Annotated in this window: 14 protein-coding genes; 12 read left to right on the top strand and 2 right to left on the bottom strand. The window is 40.5% G+C overall.

All coding sequences use genetic code 11. The annotated features are described in order from the left end of the window. Nucleotides 1-6 precede the first annotated feature (6 nt). The 11 genes from lspA (at nucleotide 7) to CWB85_RS11080 (ending at nucleotide 13,262) form a co-directional block, all read left to right on the top strand. Nucleotides 7-507 (top strand): signal peptidase II, encoded by a 501-nt coding sequence (lspA, locus tag CWB85_RS11130; protein WP_016708901.1) that lies wholly within the window; start codon nucleotides 7-9, stop codon nucleotides 505-507. Next, nucleotides 504-944, top strand: a complete 441-nt coding sequence (fkpB, locus tag CWB85_RS11125) for an FKBP-type peptidyl-prolyl cis-trans isomerase (protein WP_016708902.1) — start codon at nucleotides 504-506, stop codon at nucleotides 942-944. Before lspA ends, fkpB begins: the two co-directional genes overlap by 4 nt. Beyond that, nucleotides 944-1,873, top strand: coding sequence for a 4-hydroxy-3-methylbut-2-enyl diphosphate reductase (gene ispH, locus CWB85_RS11120; protein WP_016708903.1), 930 nt, complete (start codon nucleotides 944-946; stop codon nucleotides 1,871-1,873). Before fkpB ends, ispH begins: the two co-directional genes overlap by 1 nt. Before the next feature lie 38 nt (nucleotides 1,874-1,911). Beyond that, nucleotides 1,912-2,952 (top strand): sensor histidine kinase, encoded by a 1,041-nt coding sequence (locus tag CWB85_RS11115; protein ID WP_138554912.1) that lies wholly within the window; start codon nucleotides 1,912-1,914, stop codon nucleotides 2,950-2,952. Then, nucleotides 2,949-3,650: a LytR/AlgR family response regulator transcription factor gene (locus CWB85_RS11110; protein ID WP_138554911.1), complete on the top strand. Its 702-nt coding sequence runs from the start codon at nucleotides 2,949-2,951 to the stop codon at nucleotides 3,648-3,650. The genes CWB85_RS11115 and CWB85_RS11110 overlap by 4 nt, the downstream gene beginning before the upstream one ends. 122 nt (nucleotides 3,651-3,772) lie before the next feature. Then, the gene (gene pilV, locus CWB85_RS11105) at nucleotides 3,773-4,333 is read left to right on the top strand and encodes a type IV pilus modification protein PilV (RefSeq protein ID WP_138554910.1); all 561 of its coding nucleotides are present in this window, start codon (nucleotides 3,773-3,775) and stop codon (nucleotides 4,331-4,333) included. A gap of 1 nt (nucleotide 4,334) precedes the next feature. Then, entirely contained in the window at nucleotides 4,335-5,321 is a 987-nt protein-coding gene (locus CWB85_RS11100; RefSeq protein WP_016708907.1) for a PilW family protein, read from the top strand. Continuing rightward, nucleotides 5,309-5,791, top strand: a complete 483-nt coding sequence (locus tag CWB85_RS11095) for a pilus assembly PilX family protein (protein WP_016708908.1) — start codon at nucleotides 5,309-5,311, stop codon at nucleotides 5,789-5,791. The genes CWB85_RS11100 and CWB85_RS11095 overlap by 13 nt, the downstream gene beginning before the upstream one ends. A gap of 13 nt (nucleotides 5,792-5,804) precedes the next feature. Beyond that, on the top strand, nucleotides 5,805-8,963 hold the full coding sequence (locus CWB85_RS11090) for a pilus assembly protein (RefSeq protein ID WP_029216150.1): 3,159 nt from the start codon (nucleotides 5,805-5,807) through the stop codon (nucleotides 8,961-8,963). A 535-nt stretch (nucleotides 8,964-9,498) separates the two neighbouring features. Then, nucleotides 9,499-12,651, top strand: coding sequence for a pilus assembly protein (locus CWB85_RS11085; protein WP_138554909.1), 3,153 nt, complete (start codon nucleotides 9,499-9,501; stop codon nucleotides 12,649-12,651). 185 nt (nucleotides 12,652-12,836) lie between these two features. Next, the gene (locus tag CWB85_RS11080) at nucleotides 12,837-13,262 is read left to right on the top strand and encodes a type IV pilin protein (RefSeq protein WP_016708911.1); all 426 of its coding nucleotides are present in this window, start codon (nucleotides 12,837-12,839) and stop codon (nucleotides 13,260-13,262) included. Between the two features lie 16 nt (nucleotides 13,263-13,278). Here the strand turns inward: CWB85_RS11080 and CWB85_RS11075 are convergent, their stop codons facing one another. Both CWB85_RS11075 and CWB85_RS11070 read right to left on the bottom strand, forming a co-directional pair. Then, the gene (locus CWB85_RS11075; RefSeq protein ID WP_016708912.1) at nucleotides 13,279-13,815 is read right to left on the bottom strand and encodes a GspH/FimT family pseudopilin; all 537 of its coding nucleotides are present in this window, start codon (nucleotides 13,813-13,815) and stop codon (nucleotides 13,279-13,281) included. A gap of 74 nt (nucleotides 13,816-13,889) precedes the next feature. Beyond that, on the bottom strand, nucleotides 13,890-14,435 hold the full coding sequence (locus CWB85_RS11070; protein WP_016708913.1) for a GspH/FimT family pseudopilin: 546 nt from the start codon (nucleotides 14,433-14,435) through the stop codon (nucleotides 13,890-13,892). Between the two features lie 194 nt (nucleotides 14,436-14,629). On the opposite strand from CWB85_RS11070, the gene glnB reads away from it, so the two are divergent. Further along, on the top strand, nucleotides 14,630-14,968 hold the full coding sequence (glnB, locus tag CWB85_RS11065; protein WP_016708914.1) for a nitrogen regulatory protein P-II: 339 nt from the start codon (nucleotides 14,630-14,632) through the stop codon (nucleotides 14,966-14,968). Nucleotides 14,969-15,135: the final 167 nt, after the last annotated feature.

Here is a 15,135-nt window from a genome sequence, read left to right as displayed (position 1 = left end):
TATTTAGTGAGCAAACTAGCCCAAAAAAGTGGTTTAGTGTGGCTATGGTTAAGTCTATTACTGTTAGTAGTAGACTTTGCTACAAAAACACTGGTTGTAAATACCATGAACTTACGTGATTCAATTGATATTTTGCCGTTTTTTAATCTTACTTACGTGCACAACTATGGAGCTGCATTTAGCTTTTTAAGTGAAGCGGGTGGTTGGCAGCGCTGGTTTTTAAGCATTATTGCAGTATCAATCAGCGTATTGTTGATTTGGTGGCTAAAACGTTTACCGGCAACGAATAAAGTGCTTTGTGGCGCTTACTCACTGGTACTGGCGGGTGCAATTGGTAATCTATATGACCGTATTAGCTATGGTTATGTTATTGATTTTCTACATGTGCACTATAACAATTGGCATTTTCCAGCATTCAATATTGCCGACAGTGCTATTTGTATTGGTGCTGCATTATTATTATTTGATGCCTTTACAGGCGAAAGCCCAAAGGAGCAAAAAGTATGAGCCAAGTGGTTATCGGTGAAAAATCAGAAGTTATTTTTCATTTTTCAATTAAGTTATCGGATGGCTCAGCAGCTGACTCTACCAAAGTACACAATAAGCCTGCTAAATTAACTATGGGTGATGGCAGTTTAACTGCTAACTTTGAAAAGTGTTTATTTGGCTTAGCACCCGGTGACAGTAAGTCATTTGAGCTTGAGCCAGAAGATGCATTTGGCCAACCAAATCCAGATAACATTTACTATGTAGAGCGCAGTAAGTTTGGCCCAGAAACACCTGCAACAATTGGTTCAATCATTGCATTTACGCAACCTGACGGCACTGAATTACCGGGCGTTGTCCGCGAAGTACAAGGTGAGTCTGTGACGATTGACTTTAATCATCCGCTTGCAGGTCAGCGCTTAACCTTTGAAGTTGATATTTTAGAGGTAAATGGCTAATGGATATTTTATTGGCAAACCCGCGTGGTTTTTGTGCGGGGGTAGACCGTGCGATCAGCATCGTTGAGCGTGCGTTAGATATCTTTGAAAAACCAATTTATGTACGCCATGAAGTGGTACATAACCGTTATGTAGTGGATGGTTTAAAAAGACGTGGTGCGGTATTCGTTGAAGAGCTAGACCAAGTACCAGACGATAGCATTGTCATCTTTAGTGCGCATGGTGTATCGCAAGCCGTGCGCAGTGAAGCAAAGCGCCGAGAGCTTAAAGTGTTTGATGCTACTTGCCCATTAGTAACTAAAGTCCATATGGAAGTCACTCGAGCTAGTCGTAAAGGCATTGAGTGCATTTTAATTGGCCATCATGGTCATCCTGAAGTGGAAGGGACTATGGGGCAATATAATAATCCTAAAGGCGGTATCTATTTAGTCGAAACCCCTGAGGATGTTGCCAAGTTAAATGTTAAAAATCCTAATAACTTATTTTATTGTAGCCAAACTACGCTATCAGTTGATGATACTGCTGACGTTATTGATGGCTTAAGAACTAAGTTTCCAGCAATTGATGGCCCACGTAAAGATGATATTTGTTATGCCACGCAAAACCGGCAAGATGCGGTACGCGATTTAGCAGATAAAGTTGATGTGCTACTTGTTGTTGGTGCTAAAAATAGCTCAAACTCAAATCGTTTACGCGAACTTGCAGATAAAATGGGCACTGTTGCTTATTTAATTGATGATGCAAGCAATGTTGAAGATCACTGGTTTGCTAACGCCCAAGCTGTTGGTGTTACTGCGGGTGCATCGGCGCCAGAAGTGCTCGTTCAACAAGTGATTAATCGCCTGAAAGAATTAGGTGGTAAACAGGTTATTGAAAACCCTGGCGAAGAAGAAAACATCGTATTTGCCGTACCTGTTGAGCTACGCTAACCTTAGCGTACAGACAGGATTTTTTTAAGGAGCGAGCAATGAGCAAGTCGGTGCAAACCCATACTTTGCTTTTTGCAGCTCTTTTTAAAGAGCGTGGTGTACTTGCCACTTTAGTCGTTGCACAAGTTATTGCAACCATACTTGCATTTGCTCCAACAGCGGCTGATGATATTTGGATCCGCCTTGGGGTGATCAGCCTGTTTTTACACCTAACCTTTTTATCTAGCCTAACTTGGCTTTATATACTGCGAACACACCTGCTGCGTTTAAAACACGCTCTGCAAATGAGTGCGTTAATGCTTTCATTATTAATGACCACAGCTATTTTTAGTGGCTTATTAGTTGAGTTTGCAAGTGACTTTATTGTGCAACAAAACAACTATGAGTTTATCTTAAGAAACTTATTAGTTGTGTTTTTAGTCACCGCATTATTTATCCAGTTTTTAACGATTCATTTTGAGAAAGATCAACAAACTAATGCCTTAGCACGTGCTGAGTTGGATGCTTTGCAGGCGCGTATTCGACCACACTTTTTATATAACAGCCTTAATACTGCCGCAGAGTTGACACATTGCGATCCGCAAGCTGCTGAGCAAGCAATTTTAGCGCTTGCTGCCTTGTCACAAGCCGCTATGCGGGTTGGCAAAGAAACTGCACTAAGCGACGAAATTACCTTGACTCAACAATACCTTGCGCTTGAAAGATGGCGCTTTGCTGAGCGCTTACAAGTGAGCTGGCAATTACCAGAGCAGTTACCGGATGTAACCATTCCATGCTTAACACTCCAGCCACTATTAGAGAATGCCGTTTGTCATGGTGTCGAGCCGTCATTGTCTGGCGCGACGATTTACGTTGAGTTGCATGTTAGTAAACGTTCATTAGTTATTCTAGTAGAAAACCCAATCTCAGCGCAGCAGCAAAAACGCCCTGGTAATGGTATGGCCCTAGATAATATTCGCCAACGTTTAGACCTTTACTATCGAGGTCATGCTAAGCTGACAATGACAACCCGCGATGAAATTTTTCGGGTTAAGTTGGTGCTGCCGTTGACAACTAATTATACAAAAGAGCCTGTATGAAAGTACTTATAGTGGATGACGAACCGTTAGCGCGTGCGCGCCTTCAGCGTTTACTGGCTCATTACCCAGACTATCAGCATGTAGTACAGGCCAGTAATGGCGATAGTGCTCTGCAACAAATAAAACAATATGCCCCAGACATTGTATTTATCGATGTTGATATGCCTGCAATGAGCGGCTTAGAAGTCGCAGTACAATTGAATAAATTGCCAATTCCACCAGCAATAATATTTGTTACGGCTCATCCAGAACATGCTCTAGAGGCATTACAGCTCAGTGCTGCGGGTTATTTACTAAAGCCTGTTACAGAGCAAAACTTGGCTAAAACCATAGAGCAGCTTGGCCGGTTAACACGTGCTCATGTGCAAAAGCAGCGCCCAGTCACTATTAGTTTTCAGCTTGGGGGAGTTACACGCAGTGTGGCACTCGAAGATGTTTGTTATGTTATGGCTGAAGACAAATACACGCGTTTGATATCCACAAGCGGTGAAGCACTGATTGATCAGAGTTTAAAGCAGCTTGAACAAGCTTATCCAACACAGTTATTACGAATTCACCGTAAAATATTAGTCAATCAATCACGGTTAGTGGCATTAAAAAGAGCCGAAGATGGCAGCCACGTAGTGGTTATAAAAGACTGTAGCTGTTTATTGCCGGTAAGCAGACGAGCTTATAAAACAGTTAAAGAGCAGCTTTAAAGTTATTCATCTGTATTGTTTGAACCATTCATCAATAAATATAACCGTTCATCCTTTAGTTCCTTGTATATACACACTGCTCGCATATGCTTAGAGTCAGGTAGTTTTATATTAGGTGTGCTATGAAGTCCATCAATTATTCACCGCAACAGGGTTTTACCTTAGTCGAGGTTTTAATCGCATTTGTGATTTTAAGCTTTGGTTTACTTGGTGCGGTCGCATTACAAGCAAAAGCTAAACAGGCCAGTTTTGACTCTATGCAGCGTGCAGCGGCTGTAGCACTGGGTAATGATATGATCCAGCGAATGCGTGCTAATGACAGAGTGGGAGTGATCACTCAGTACAATGGCACATTTACCAGCAATACAGCACTTGAGCAGTCCCGAACCTGTTATACCGACACGTGTAGTTCTGCAGAAATTGCAGCCCTTGATCGCCAGCAGTGGATCCGTGCAATTCAGGCCCGCGAAAATACAGGCGCTTTGGATGATGCAACGGTTTGCATAGAAAATACGGCTGTAGCAGGCGGTGATGGTAAAGCATTTAATATTCAAGTCGTGGTTAGTTGGCAAGGCCGTCAGGAGATCACCGCCAGTGCTGATACAAAAGCAATATCGTGTGGTGAAGAAAGTAACACTCGCCGTGTAATGGTATTAAAAAGCTATATTTATTTGAGGAGCTAATATGAAGCAGCAAGGTTTCACTTTAGTGGAAATGATGGTGGCGTTATTTATTGGTGGTTTAGTACTTGGTGGCGTGATGTTTACTTACATCAGTATGAAAGTGACCACCAGAGATACCATGACGATTGGGGAGCTACAAGAAACAGGTCGTTTGGCGTTAAATATTATGCAACGTGATATCGAACAAGTTGGTTTTTGGGGCACTTTTTATGAAGACTCATTTTCCCAAGAAAACACTGATACATTACCAAACCCAGCACCAGATTGTACTGCAGGTTTAAATAATGGCAGTTTTCCCGTTTTTAACGCAAACAGTAACTTTCGTTCAATATATGCAATTGAGTCCACAGGTGGTGCTCAGCTTAATTGTATCCCCAATGCACAAGATGATACCGATATCTTACAGGTTAAGTTTTTAGAAGGTTTACAAATTAACCCTGCCGATAGCGATACAGATAATTACTATTTTATCGCCGAACAAGAGCAAGCTGAATTTCGCAAAGGACCAATCGCAGCGGCTTCAATTAATGGTAACGCGACGGTTTGGCGTTATCGCCATCATGTTTATTATATTGACAAGAGAAGTTACAAGCTTAATGAGAAAAACGTGAGTGTTCCGGTATTGATGCGTCGCCGACTAGCACCAAGTGGTGAAATGATCGCTGAAACAATTATGGAAGGTGTTGAAAACATGCGTTTTCTATTTGGTTTAGATACCAATAATGATAGCCGAGTGGATACTTATCGAAGCGTTAATAATATGACAGCAACAGATTGGGAAAATCGTCGTGGGATATTAACCGTACAAGTTTTCATTTTAGTGCGGGCATTGCAAGAAGATGCTGATCTAAATCAGTTAAATCAAACCTACACACTGGGTGAAGATGCAAACCAGCGTGTTTTAGAGTTTAACGATAAGTTTCGTCGTGCATTATTTACCACCACGATCCGCTTAAATAATGTAGGAGCAAATTTATGGCGCATTTAAAATTAGCCTCAAAACAACAGGGTGTAGTACTTATCGTGGCACTGATCATGGTCGTTGCTGTAACAGGAATTGCAGTGACACTGATGAGTAGCAGTAGTGTTGATATGAAAATTACCAATGCTGCATTTGAGCGAGAAGAAGCTGAGAACGCCCTTATGGGGGATGTACAGCAAATTATTGCCACTGAAGCTAATAAAGGTGGTACAAGTCATTTTTTATATACTCGAGCACAAATACCTAATGGTGAAATAGCGTTAGCCAAAGTGGATGAAACGGTCAGTACTATGAGTAATTTGAATAGCGGCGCACTGGATTTACCGTGTCCACGGAAGTTTAATTTTACTGCGGGGATTTCATGCAACATGGTGCAAGTAAATAGCACTATAACGTACGGTTCAAAAAGTAAACATACCATTACCGTAACGTCAGGCATTGCTCAAGAAATGGCAAGCTTGAACACGGGTGGGTAAGTGAGTAAAGATGATGAAATTTAAAAAATTAGTAGTAAGTATTTTACTCGGTAGTACCGTGCTTTTGAGTATGCCCGGTTATGCTGAAGATATTGAACTTTATGTAAATCATAATGTAGAACTTGATGAAAGGCCGCGGGTATTAATAATCTTTGATACTTCCGGCAGTATGGCTTTTTCTACTAGTAGTGGACGTGATTGCGGATTTAGAAATGGTTTGTATCAACTGTGTAGTGACAGCCGTTTAGGCATTGCGCGAAATGCAATGAGCCAGTTGGTTGATGAAAATGAAGATATCGATTTTGGCTTAATGCGTTTTAATGGTACCAGTGGTGGTTATGTGCTGTCAGGCATTGGTTCGTCAACTTCGACAATAAAAACAACCATTGCAAACTTACCTGCAGATGGCGGAACACCTTTGACAGAAACATTGTGGGAAGCTTACCTGTATATCACTGGTAGAGATGTATATTTTGGGAAAAATGTTAGTACGCTACAAAGAGATACTAGTATAGAAAGTGTTAAGGTCACTGGTAACTGGTGGAATCCTAGATATAACTATACGTATATCTCCCCTTTTGATGATAGTACCGAGGAAGCAAAACGGTGTGATAACTCGGTCAATATTATTTTTATGACAGATGGAGATCCCTCTGGTAATGGTGCTGATAGTGATGCTGATAATGCCATTAGCGCACTTCATCAACAGTATTTCGGTAGTCCTCTGGTGATGAGAAATGACGGTATTAATGGTAACTATCTTCATCAACTAGCTAAAGTAATTCATGGTGTAGATGCCGATAAAAAGGCAGGTATTGAGGAAGTTATCGTTGACTTATACCCGCAAACTCCAGATATTCACGAAACGGGCCGCGTTTATACTATCGGCTTTGGTTCGGGAATGAGTAGTTCAGGTAAAAGACTATTAGAAGAGACTGCGAAACTCGGTGGAGGTCAGTACGAACATGCAGATACAGCAGAGCAATTGTCCGCGGCATTTAAGAAGTTCGTCACAAATATTCGAGAAGTAAATGATACTTTTACTTCCCCTTCTATAGCGAGTAATAATGTAGATCAAACACGTAGTCGTGAATCAATTTATTATGCCATGTTCTATCCCGAAACGGGCGCTCGTTGGCGAGGAAATTTAAAAAAATTAAAAGTCTCTGGTACAGAGATTGTTGATGCTAAAAGTAATCCTGCACTTAATGATGATGGGTTGATCAAATCAACGGCACATACCTTTTGGCTACCCCCTAACACCGCAGCAGATGGTAACTCGGTGGAAAGCGGCGGTGTTAATTTACACCTCACTCTTTTAGCTGAACGAACGGTTTACACTGACTCACCTCAAGGAAGCTTGATTGAATTTAAAAGCTCAATTTTACAGACCGCATTAGGGGGGCTTACTAAGCTTGCCACAAGTTTTGGTACGAATATAACCAATGTAGGTACTACAATTGATTGGGCACGTGGTGTTGATGTAGATGACGAAGATAAAGATGGTTCAACCCGTGATCAGCGTCAGGACATTTTTGGGGATCCATTACATTCAAAACCAGTAACGATTGATTATGGTAATGATGACGTACGCATCTTGATTGGGACTAATGCAGGATTTTTGCATATGTTCCAAGATAAAGGTGATGCTGTTAGTGAAACATGGTCATTTATTCCAAGTAGCTTATATAAAATTTTAACTCCTTTACGTGAAAATCAAGCTGATACCAAAGTGTATGGTGTTGATGGGCCAATAACAGTGTTTTTTGATGATGCAGACCGTGATGGTGTTGTTGAATCAGGTGATCGTGTATGGGCATTCTTTGGTATGCGCCGTGGTGGTGATCAGTATTATGCTCTAGATATCACGAACCCTGATGCGCCGAGGTTAATGTGGACAATACAAGGCGGTAGTGGAGTCTATAAAGAGTTAGCGCAAACATGGTCAGCACCTACGGTGTCTTACATTAAAGGAAAAGATGATCCTGTATTGATTTTTGGTGCAGGTTTCGACACTAATAAAGATAATGTGTCGCTCAGTAATGATAGAAAAGGACGAGGTATATATATTGTAAATGCCTCAGATGGTAAGTTAGTGTGGGAGCTAACACCTGACACTGGTTTTAAAGGTAAGCACAGTATTGCGGCAACTGTTTCAATACTTGACTCTGATTACGATGGTTACATAGATCGCTTATATGCGACAGATACCGCAGGTAGTGTGTGGCGAGTTGATATGCCTAGCGCAAGTCCTACAGATAGTGAAAGTCCCTGGACTCATTTTGAATTAGCAAAACTGGGTGGCACTGCGGCTAGTCAAGATAGACGCTTTTTTTATAAGCCTGTAGTCGCACGTACTATGTTTAGTAAAGTAACCAGTACTACGGACAATAATAAAACATCTATAACGCGCCAAGATACTCCTTTTGACGCGATATTAATAGGCAGTGGTAATAGGCCAAAGCCAACATCGACTGTTGTCCAAGATCAACTTTATATGATCCGTGATATCAACACTGTAACTAAGTCATTTGTGGGGGATGACATACCAGTGGCTATTACACCAAGCGATCTTATGAATGTGGATAATGACCCATTTGCGAACGCACTTGATGATATAGATGAGTTCACTAAAGCCGAAGTAACATTAAGCAAGGCCAGTGGCTGGTACTATGACCTAGCGGGCAGTGGTGAGAAATCACTTGCAGCAGCAACCGTCGTGGGCGGGGTCGCTTACTATACTAGTTTTACACCGGCCTCTGAAGATGCCACGATTAATCAATGTTCTTTAAGTGGTGGAAGTGGTGGGTTATATGCGTTCCATTTGCATTATGGTAGTAAAGTGTATGATCAACTACGCTATGTGACGAGCAATGATGTACCAGATACGCCACAACTTTATTTTGGTAGCACAGAAACGTGTGATGACGATGACTGTAATGAGCAAAGCCAGTTTTTATTACTTGGACCAGGCATTAAGAAAACACAAGCGACGGAAACTGAACTGAGTGCGAAAAACCCATTTGTGCCAAAAGAGATCCTCGGTCCAGGTATTTCGTTTGATGAGGATGGTAAAATCAAGCTTGTTAGTGATGCAGTACCTATTGGCTTTGGTTTTAAAACGCAACAAACATTTATTTATAAGCGAGAGGTCAACGATAACCAAAAATAATAGTGAAACGTGTCTGTTGGCAAATGATAAAACAGAACGCCATGGCTTCACTCGGGTTTTAATTGAACTACTAGGCAAAATATGAGTTTGTAATCACATCAAACTTAGGCAGCTAAGTTTAATTTTGCCGCAATTGTACACTGTTATCAGGCTCAGTTTTTATAAAACTGGGTCTGATATATTTCTTTAACCCAGTTTGTGGCATGAAACCTACCTATATCTTACAGTTTTTATCGAATACTCCTTTATAATTTTTTACGCACTGCGTGGCTTATAACGGCTCCTATCAATTACCACTTCCTCCTTAAAACTCAATATAAAAACACGAATTAAAACACGCTCTAATATTCTAATCTAATCAATTGGATGTAGTTAAAAAGGGTTGGTTTGGTTGTTTTTCATACGTTTTTATCACTATTTTATCTTGTTAAAGCCAGAATTTATGCTGTACTAAAGTAGTACTCATTAAGGATGTTGACCGTCTTCTGTATGGGTATTCATCTGGCAGACTCTCAAATGGATAGGGGTGATCACTATGATTCAATTCACTCATGGGTTTAGAGCATTACTTTTAGGTACTGTGCTTTTTGCTACAAGTCAATTTTGCGTGGCAGAGGATATTGAACTTTATCATTTAGAAAATAATGATAAACCACGAGTGTTATTAGTATTTGATAACTCACTCAGTATGGCGTTATCTATTAATAGTAATAAACAATGTAAGGGCCTGTTAGGGGTCATTAAGTTATGTCCAGAGACACGGTTATCTGCAGCAAAAAAAGCGATGAAAAAGCTAATAAATGATAATCCAGATGTGGATTTTGCACTTATAAAATCGAACGGGCCGCTAAATTTAGATTTAAGTAACATACTTAACTTAGGAGGGGTATTAGGCTCTGCAGGAGGTTATGTCGCTCATGGGTTTGGCTCTGATCATAATGATATTATTGAGACTATTGATGATTGGGGGTTACTCTCTCTGGTTAACTTAAGTCCAGCTACAGAAATGTTACATGAAGCTATGCTTTACTTACATGGTCAACGAGTAGGGTATGACCACCTTAACCTGTTAAACCTAATTGATCTTAGAATTCAAAAGCAAGGGCAGTATATTTCTCCTTTCGAGTTGTTAAGTGATACCGCAGTACGCTGCGAAAGTCGTGTGAATGTTGTACTAATAACAGATGGAGTGTCACTAACAGAAAGTCTGCCATTATTAGAAAACAGCCGTGAAAATGATATAAAACAGCTACATCAGTCTATGTATGGCTATTCAGCTGAGAAATTTAATAATACCTATTTGCCAATAGTGGCTAAGCTTTTACATGGGCAAGGTATTGATAATTATGATGTCTATCCAGAAACTAACGAGAGAGATTTCGTTAATGTACATATTGTTGGGTTTGGGCGAGGAATGCCTCGTTATGCAGAGCAAGTATTAATGGAAACCGCAAAACAAGGTGGAGGGCAGTATTTTTTAGCTGAGTCTATTGATGAGCTAAATCATGCGTTTACCGCGACTATGAAAACAGTTCGCAAAGTGGATGCTAGTTTTACTTCCCCCGCGATTGTCGCAAATGGCGCTGATAGAACGCGTCATTTAGATAGTATTTATTTAACAATGTTTAAACCTGATTTAGGCCCTCGCTGGCAAGGTAATCTTAAAAAGTTACAAGTGTCTGGGGCAGAAATTGTCGATGCTACAGGAAAAGCGGCATTGGATGATGAAGGGAAAATCAGCCAAAATAGTCGTACTTTTTGGTTACCGACATCACACTCTAATGATGGAGCAGACTTACAAGCTGGAGGCGTCAATTATTGGTTATCGCAATTTACACAAAGAGCGATTTATACAGACTCTGCAGCTGGTTTATTGCCTTTTACATTTTCAGCGTTACAAGGGCAATTAGATGAACTTGATGAGTTATTTAATGAATCTCCCGAGCAAGTTGAAGCAACAATTAACTGGGCGAGGGGCATTGATGTAGACGATGAAAATAACAACAATGATCGAGCTGAAACTCGCGCTAATATTTTTGGTGATCCCCTTCATTCAAAACCAGTTGCTATTGATTATGGAAATGGTGATGTAAGAATTCTTATTGGTACAAATGCTGGTTTTTTGCATATGTTTCAAGATAAGGGGGGAGTATTATCAGAAAGTTGGGCGTTTATTCCTCGTAGCTTGTATCGCATTCTTAAGCCGCTTAGAGAAAATCAAGCAAATAACAAAGTCTATGGTGTTGATGGCCCTATCAGCCTATTTATAGATGACAAGAATAGCAATGGAATCATAAATGAGGGTGATAGAGTATGGGCATTCTTTGGATTGCGCCGAGGTGGTCGGGATTATTATGGACTCGATATCTCAGTGCCCAATTCACCTAAGTTGCTTTGGAGTCACCCTATCCAAGGAGGGAGTGGTGCTTTTAAAGAATTAGGCCAAACATGGTCAAAGCCAGTTGTAACCTATATCAAACTAGCAGGCTTTGAGGATAAGCCCGTACTGATTTTTGCTGCGGGTTACGATACAAATAAAGACCAAGAGTATGCAGCTTCCGATAGCCAAGGACGAGGGGTTTATATTGTTGATGCGAGTACGGGTGAAAAAGTGTGGTCATTAACACCTGAGAATGGCTTTAAAGGTGTAGATAGTATTGCTGCTGATGTAGCTACTTTTGATGCAAACTATGATGGTTATATAGACCGCCTCTATGTAGCAGATACTGGAGGGAATATATGGCGTGTAGATATGCCTGACACGAACTATTGGACACACTATAAATTAGCGGAGCTTAGTGGTAACCGAGCGACTCAAAAGCGACGGTTTTTAACTCAGACTATGGTTGCTCGAACTTCATTTAGTCGACTTAGTCGTGTGTTTTATAGCGGTAAAATGATCAATGTACGTGAAAATACCCCCTTTGATGCCGTATTAATTGGCAGTGGTGATCGTGCTGCCGCAACATCGACAAATACACAAGACCAACTTTATATGATCCGCGATATAAATACTGTAACAGGGAAATTTCCCAATGGCTTACCTGAACCAATCAAAATAAATGATTTAATGGATATTAGTTCTGATCCTTTTTCAGCTAAGCTTGATGATCTAGAAGGCTTTAACCTACTTGAAATGGAGCTGAGCAGTTTTAAAGGTTGGTACTATAATTTACCTAGTTTAGGGGAGAAGTCTTTGGCTGCGGCAACTGTTGTCGGTGGTGTAGCGTATTTTACCAGTTATACACCAGCGGCTACGGACACACAGCTGCAATGTGTAAATAACACAGGTCACGGGGCTATGTATGCGTTTCACTTACACTACGGTACTAAAGTTTATGATCAACTGGCTTATTTAACACACCAAGAAATACCTGATACACCACAGCTCTTTTTTGGTTCAATGGATCAATGTGTCGATGAAAATAATGATCAACTCTGTGACGACACAATGGAGCCGATAATAAAGAAAAGCCAGTTTTTGCTTTTGGGGCCATGGTTAAATACCACTCAAGGTGGTACTGAGTTACAGGCGAGTAAGGCGTTTATACCGCAAGAGCTTTTAGGGCCTGAGCTTAGTTTTGATGAGGATGGACATATAAAATTAGTAAATGACACCCAAGGACAAGCTTTTGGTTTTAAATTGCAGCAAACTTATGTGTATAGACAAGATATAATTTCTCATTAATTAAAAATCCGGGCTGAAACTATGGCTATATTCCTCCCCATAGCTAGGTTAATTTAATACTATGAACTGCATACATTAAGCGAGCGAGTAATTGCATTCACTCGCATACGGACCTATGATAGTGAATAAATATGGTTGCGGCGTATTGCTATGCTATGACCAACCAGAAATAAAGTGAGAAACAGATGGCGCGTATCATAAACACACACAAAAACGGTTTTACTTTGATAGAGTTAATGATCACGGTAGCAATACTTGGCATCATCGCTTCTATTGCTCTGCCAAGCTATTTTGAACATGTGAAAAGGACTGCACGTACTGAAGCGATTACAGCTTTACTTGATGCGGCTAATAAACAAGAGCAGTTTTTTGTTGATAATCGTACTTATACAAGTAACTTGGCCAACCTAAATGTAGTTTCACCAACCGAACATGGTTTTTATACGCTTTCGGCTATCGTTGATAACGATGCTGGAACATTTAAAATTACTGCCACACCAGTGGCTGGTCCTGTTTTACAAGATGATGAATGTACGTCATTGACTATTGATGATACAGGGCTCAAAACGGCTAAAGGGAAAGCCGATGCGAGTAAGTGTTGGGGCAAATAATTGCTCAGAGCACATGTTAGTTAGTTTGGCATTGCTCAGTGTCTTTTAATGTTGTTTTTCCTGTTGTACTGACTGAAATGGCAATACCAGCTAATTCAGCTGATTTATATTCGGCGCAATACACAAACGTGCCATTATCAAATCCCCTAGGTGTACCGTCAGGTCTATAGGTCACTGCGTCACGTGGGTAAGTAAGCATATCAGATTCATTGATTGCCTCTGTGACTAAAATGACAGTGTCATTATCACCAAATACACCTACTTCATCCTTATCAACAAAGACAGTAAGCCCTTGATGCCAGCGACTGCTATCACAAACCGATGACGCTAAGCTACATACTGTGATCTGGCTATTTAAAGAAATTGCATTAGTGCGGGCTAAACTCAATGTTCTTTTTATAAGGTGGCCATAGTTTTCAAGACGAATTTGTGCAAAAAAAGGGTGTAGATGAAAAAGAGCAAGGTTAGCTAAGATAGCGAGAATACTCACTATCACCATTATTTCGATAAGTGTCGTACCAGAGTGTGGGCTAGATAGGGTTGTTTTTCTCATCCGTGAGAGCTCGTAGGTGGTATTTCTTTTAATGGTAGTTGAGCTAGGTGTAGTTGCAAGTTGTTAACTGGGATTTAGTCACAGGTATTTGTGGTATCTCCGAAGTATAATGCGGTGCCAGATACGCTCACTTCCATTTCTTTGTTGTTTTCATTATCTTTATTTGGGCAGTAAACGAATGTACCGGGGTTTGTGGTGATACGACCACTGGCATCAAAAATTAATGACGAATCACCAGTGAATTTTAATTTACTGGTTTCTGGAATTTCTGCCATTACTCTGAGTATTATGTCTCCTCTGCGTGGGTTATGAACGCCATTACTATTACTATCATGAAAGACGACTATCGAACCCTCACTCCAGTCATCTAAGCAAGTTACTTTTTGATCATTTTCGATTCTGGAGGTTTCACCACTACACACTACAATGAGTGAATCGGTACTGGTTGCTTTTGCACGTGCAAAGCTGATGTTACGCTTTAACTCTAATAAATAGTTCTCGGCGCGATTATTCTCCAACATATCACTGCTATTCCAAATAGCTATTAAGGCTACAATCCCAACGATGGCAATAGTGACCATCAACTCAAGTAATGTAAAGCCATGCTGTTGTTTTTTCATGTTTACCTCTGATACAGGGTTGGCGCGGATTTAATAGCGCTTTATATCACTTAATCGTAAGTGTAGTTGTTTCTATTGGAACAATCATACCATTGTTGATGGTTAAATCACCGTAATTCAATTGCTTTGTTTGCTATGGGCTGCAGGATTGTCTAGAATCGACCCAATCGGGTATATAAGAGCAGCAACTAACAATGAAAAAAATCGAAGCAATAATTAAACCATTTAAACTTGATGATGTACGTGAAGCGCTTTCAGAAGTCGGTATTACGGGGATGACTGTCAGTGAAGTAAAAGGTTTTGGTCGCCAAAAGGGGCATACTGAACTTTATCGCGGCGCCGAGTATATGGTTGATTTTTTACCGAAAGTCAAACTTGATATTGTGCTTGGTGATGACGATGTTGACCGTGCAATTGAGGTTATCGTCAAAACAGCACAAACCGGTAAAATTGGTGATGGTAAGATTTTTGTTACCGACGTTGAGCGCGTGGTACGTATTCGTACGGCAGAAGAAGACGAAGACGCGATTTAATACCAATCGACTTAAATATTTAACCATTCTAGCGGGCTAAATAAAGCGCTAACTGCGTTATAAATTTTTCATGTAGAACAACTACATGTCAAAATTTATGCCTTGTTATCACTCCATTTATCTGTCGCTATAAATGGTCAGTAACTCAACACGATTGGTATAAAATC

The organism is Pseudoalteromonas sp. S1727, assembly GCF_005886375.1.
Lineage (GTDB): Bacteria > Pseudomonadota > Gammaproteobacteria > Enterobacterales > Alteromonadaceae > Pseudoalteromonas > Pseudoalteromonas haloplanktis.
This window is presented reverse-complemented; position numbering and strand designations above follow the sequence as displayed.

Bases quoted from the DNA above. Each gene is read 5' to 3' on its own strand.
- CWB85_RS11110 (WP_138554911.1), top strand. From the start codon at position 2,949: ATGAAAGTACTTATAGTGGATGACGAACCGTTAGCGCGTGCGCGCCTT.
- pilV (WP_138554910.1), top strand. From the start codon at position 3,773: ATGAAGTCCATCAATTATTCACCGCAACAGGGTTTTACCTTAGTCGAG.
- CWB85_RS11115 (WP_138554912.1), top strand. From the start codon at position 1,912: ATGAGCAAGTCGGTGCAAACCCATACTTTGCTTTTTGCAGCTCTTTTT.
- CWB85_RS11095 (WP_016708908.1), top strand. From the start codon at position 5,309: ATGGCGCATTTAAAATTAGCCTCAAAACAACAGGGTGTAGTACTTATC.
- CWB85_RS11100 (WP_016708907.1), top strand. From the start codon at position 4,335: ATGAAGCAGCAAGGTTTCACTTTAGTGGAAATGATGGTGGCGTTATTT.
- CWB85_RS11075 (WP_016708912.1), bottom strand. From the start codon at position 13,815: ATGAGAAAAACAACCCTATCTAGCCCACACTCTGGTACGACACTTATC.
- fkpB (WP_016708902.1), top strand. From the start codon at position 504: ATGAGCCAAGTGGTTATCGGTGAAAAATCAGAAGTTATTTTTCATTTT.
- glnB (WP_016708914.1), top strand. From the start codon at position 14,630: ATGAAAAAAATCGAAGCAATAATTAAACCATTTAAACTTGATGATGTA.
- ispH (WP_016708903.1), top strand. From the start codon at position 944: ATGGATATTTTATTGGCAAACCCGCGTGGTTTTTGTGCGGGGGTAGAC.
- CWB85_RS11090 (WP_029216150.1), top strand. From the start codon at position 5,805: ATGAAATTTAAAAAATTAGTAGTAAGTATTTTACTCGGTAGTACCGTG.
- CWB85_RS11085 (WP_138554909.1), top strand. From the start codon at position 9,499: ATGATTCAATTCACTCATGGGTTTAGAGCATTACTTTTAGGTACTGTG.
- CWB85_RS11070 (WP_016708913.1), bottom strand. From the start codon at position 14,435: ATGAAAAAACAACAGCATGGCTTTACATTACTTGAGTTGATGGTCACT.
- CWB85_RS11080 (WP_016708911.1), top strand. From the start codon at position 12,837: ATGGCGCGTATCATAAACACACACAAAAACGGTTTTACTTTGATAGAG.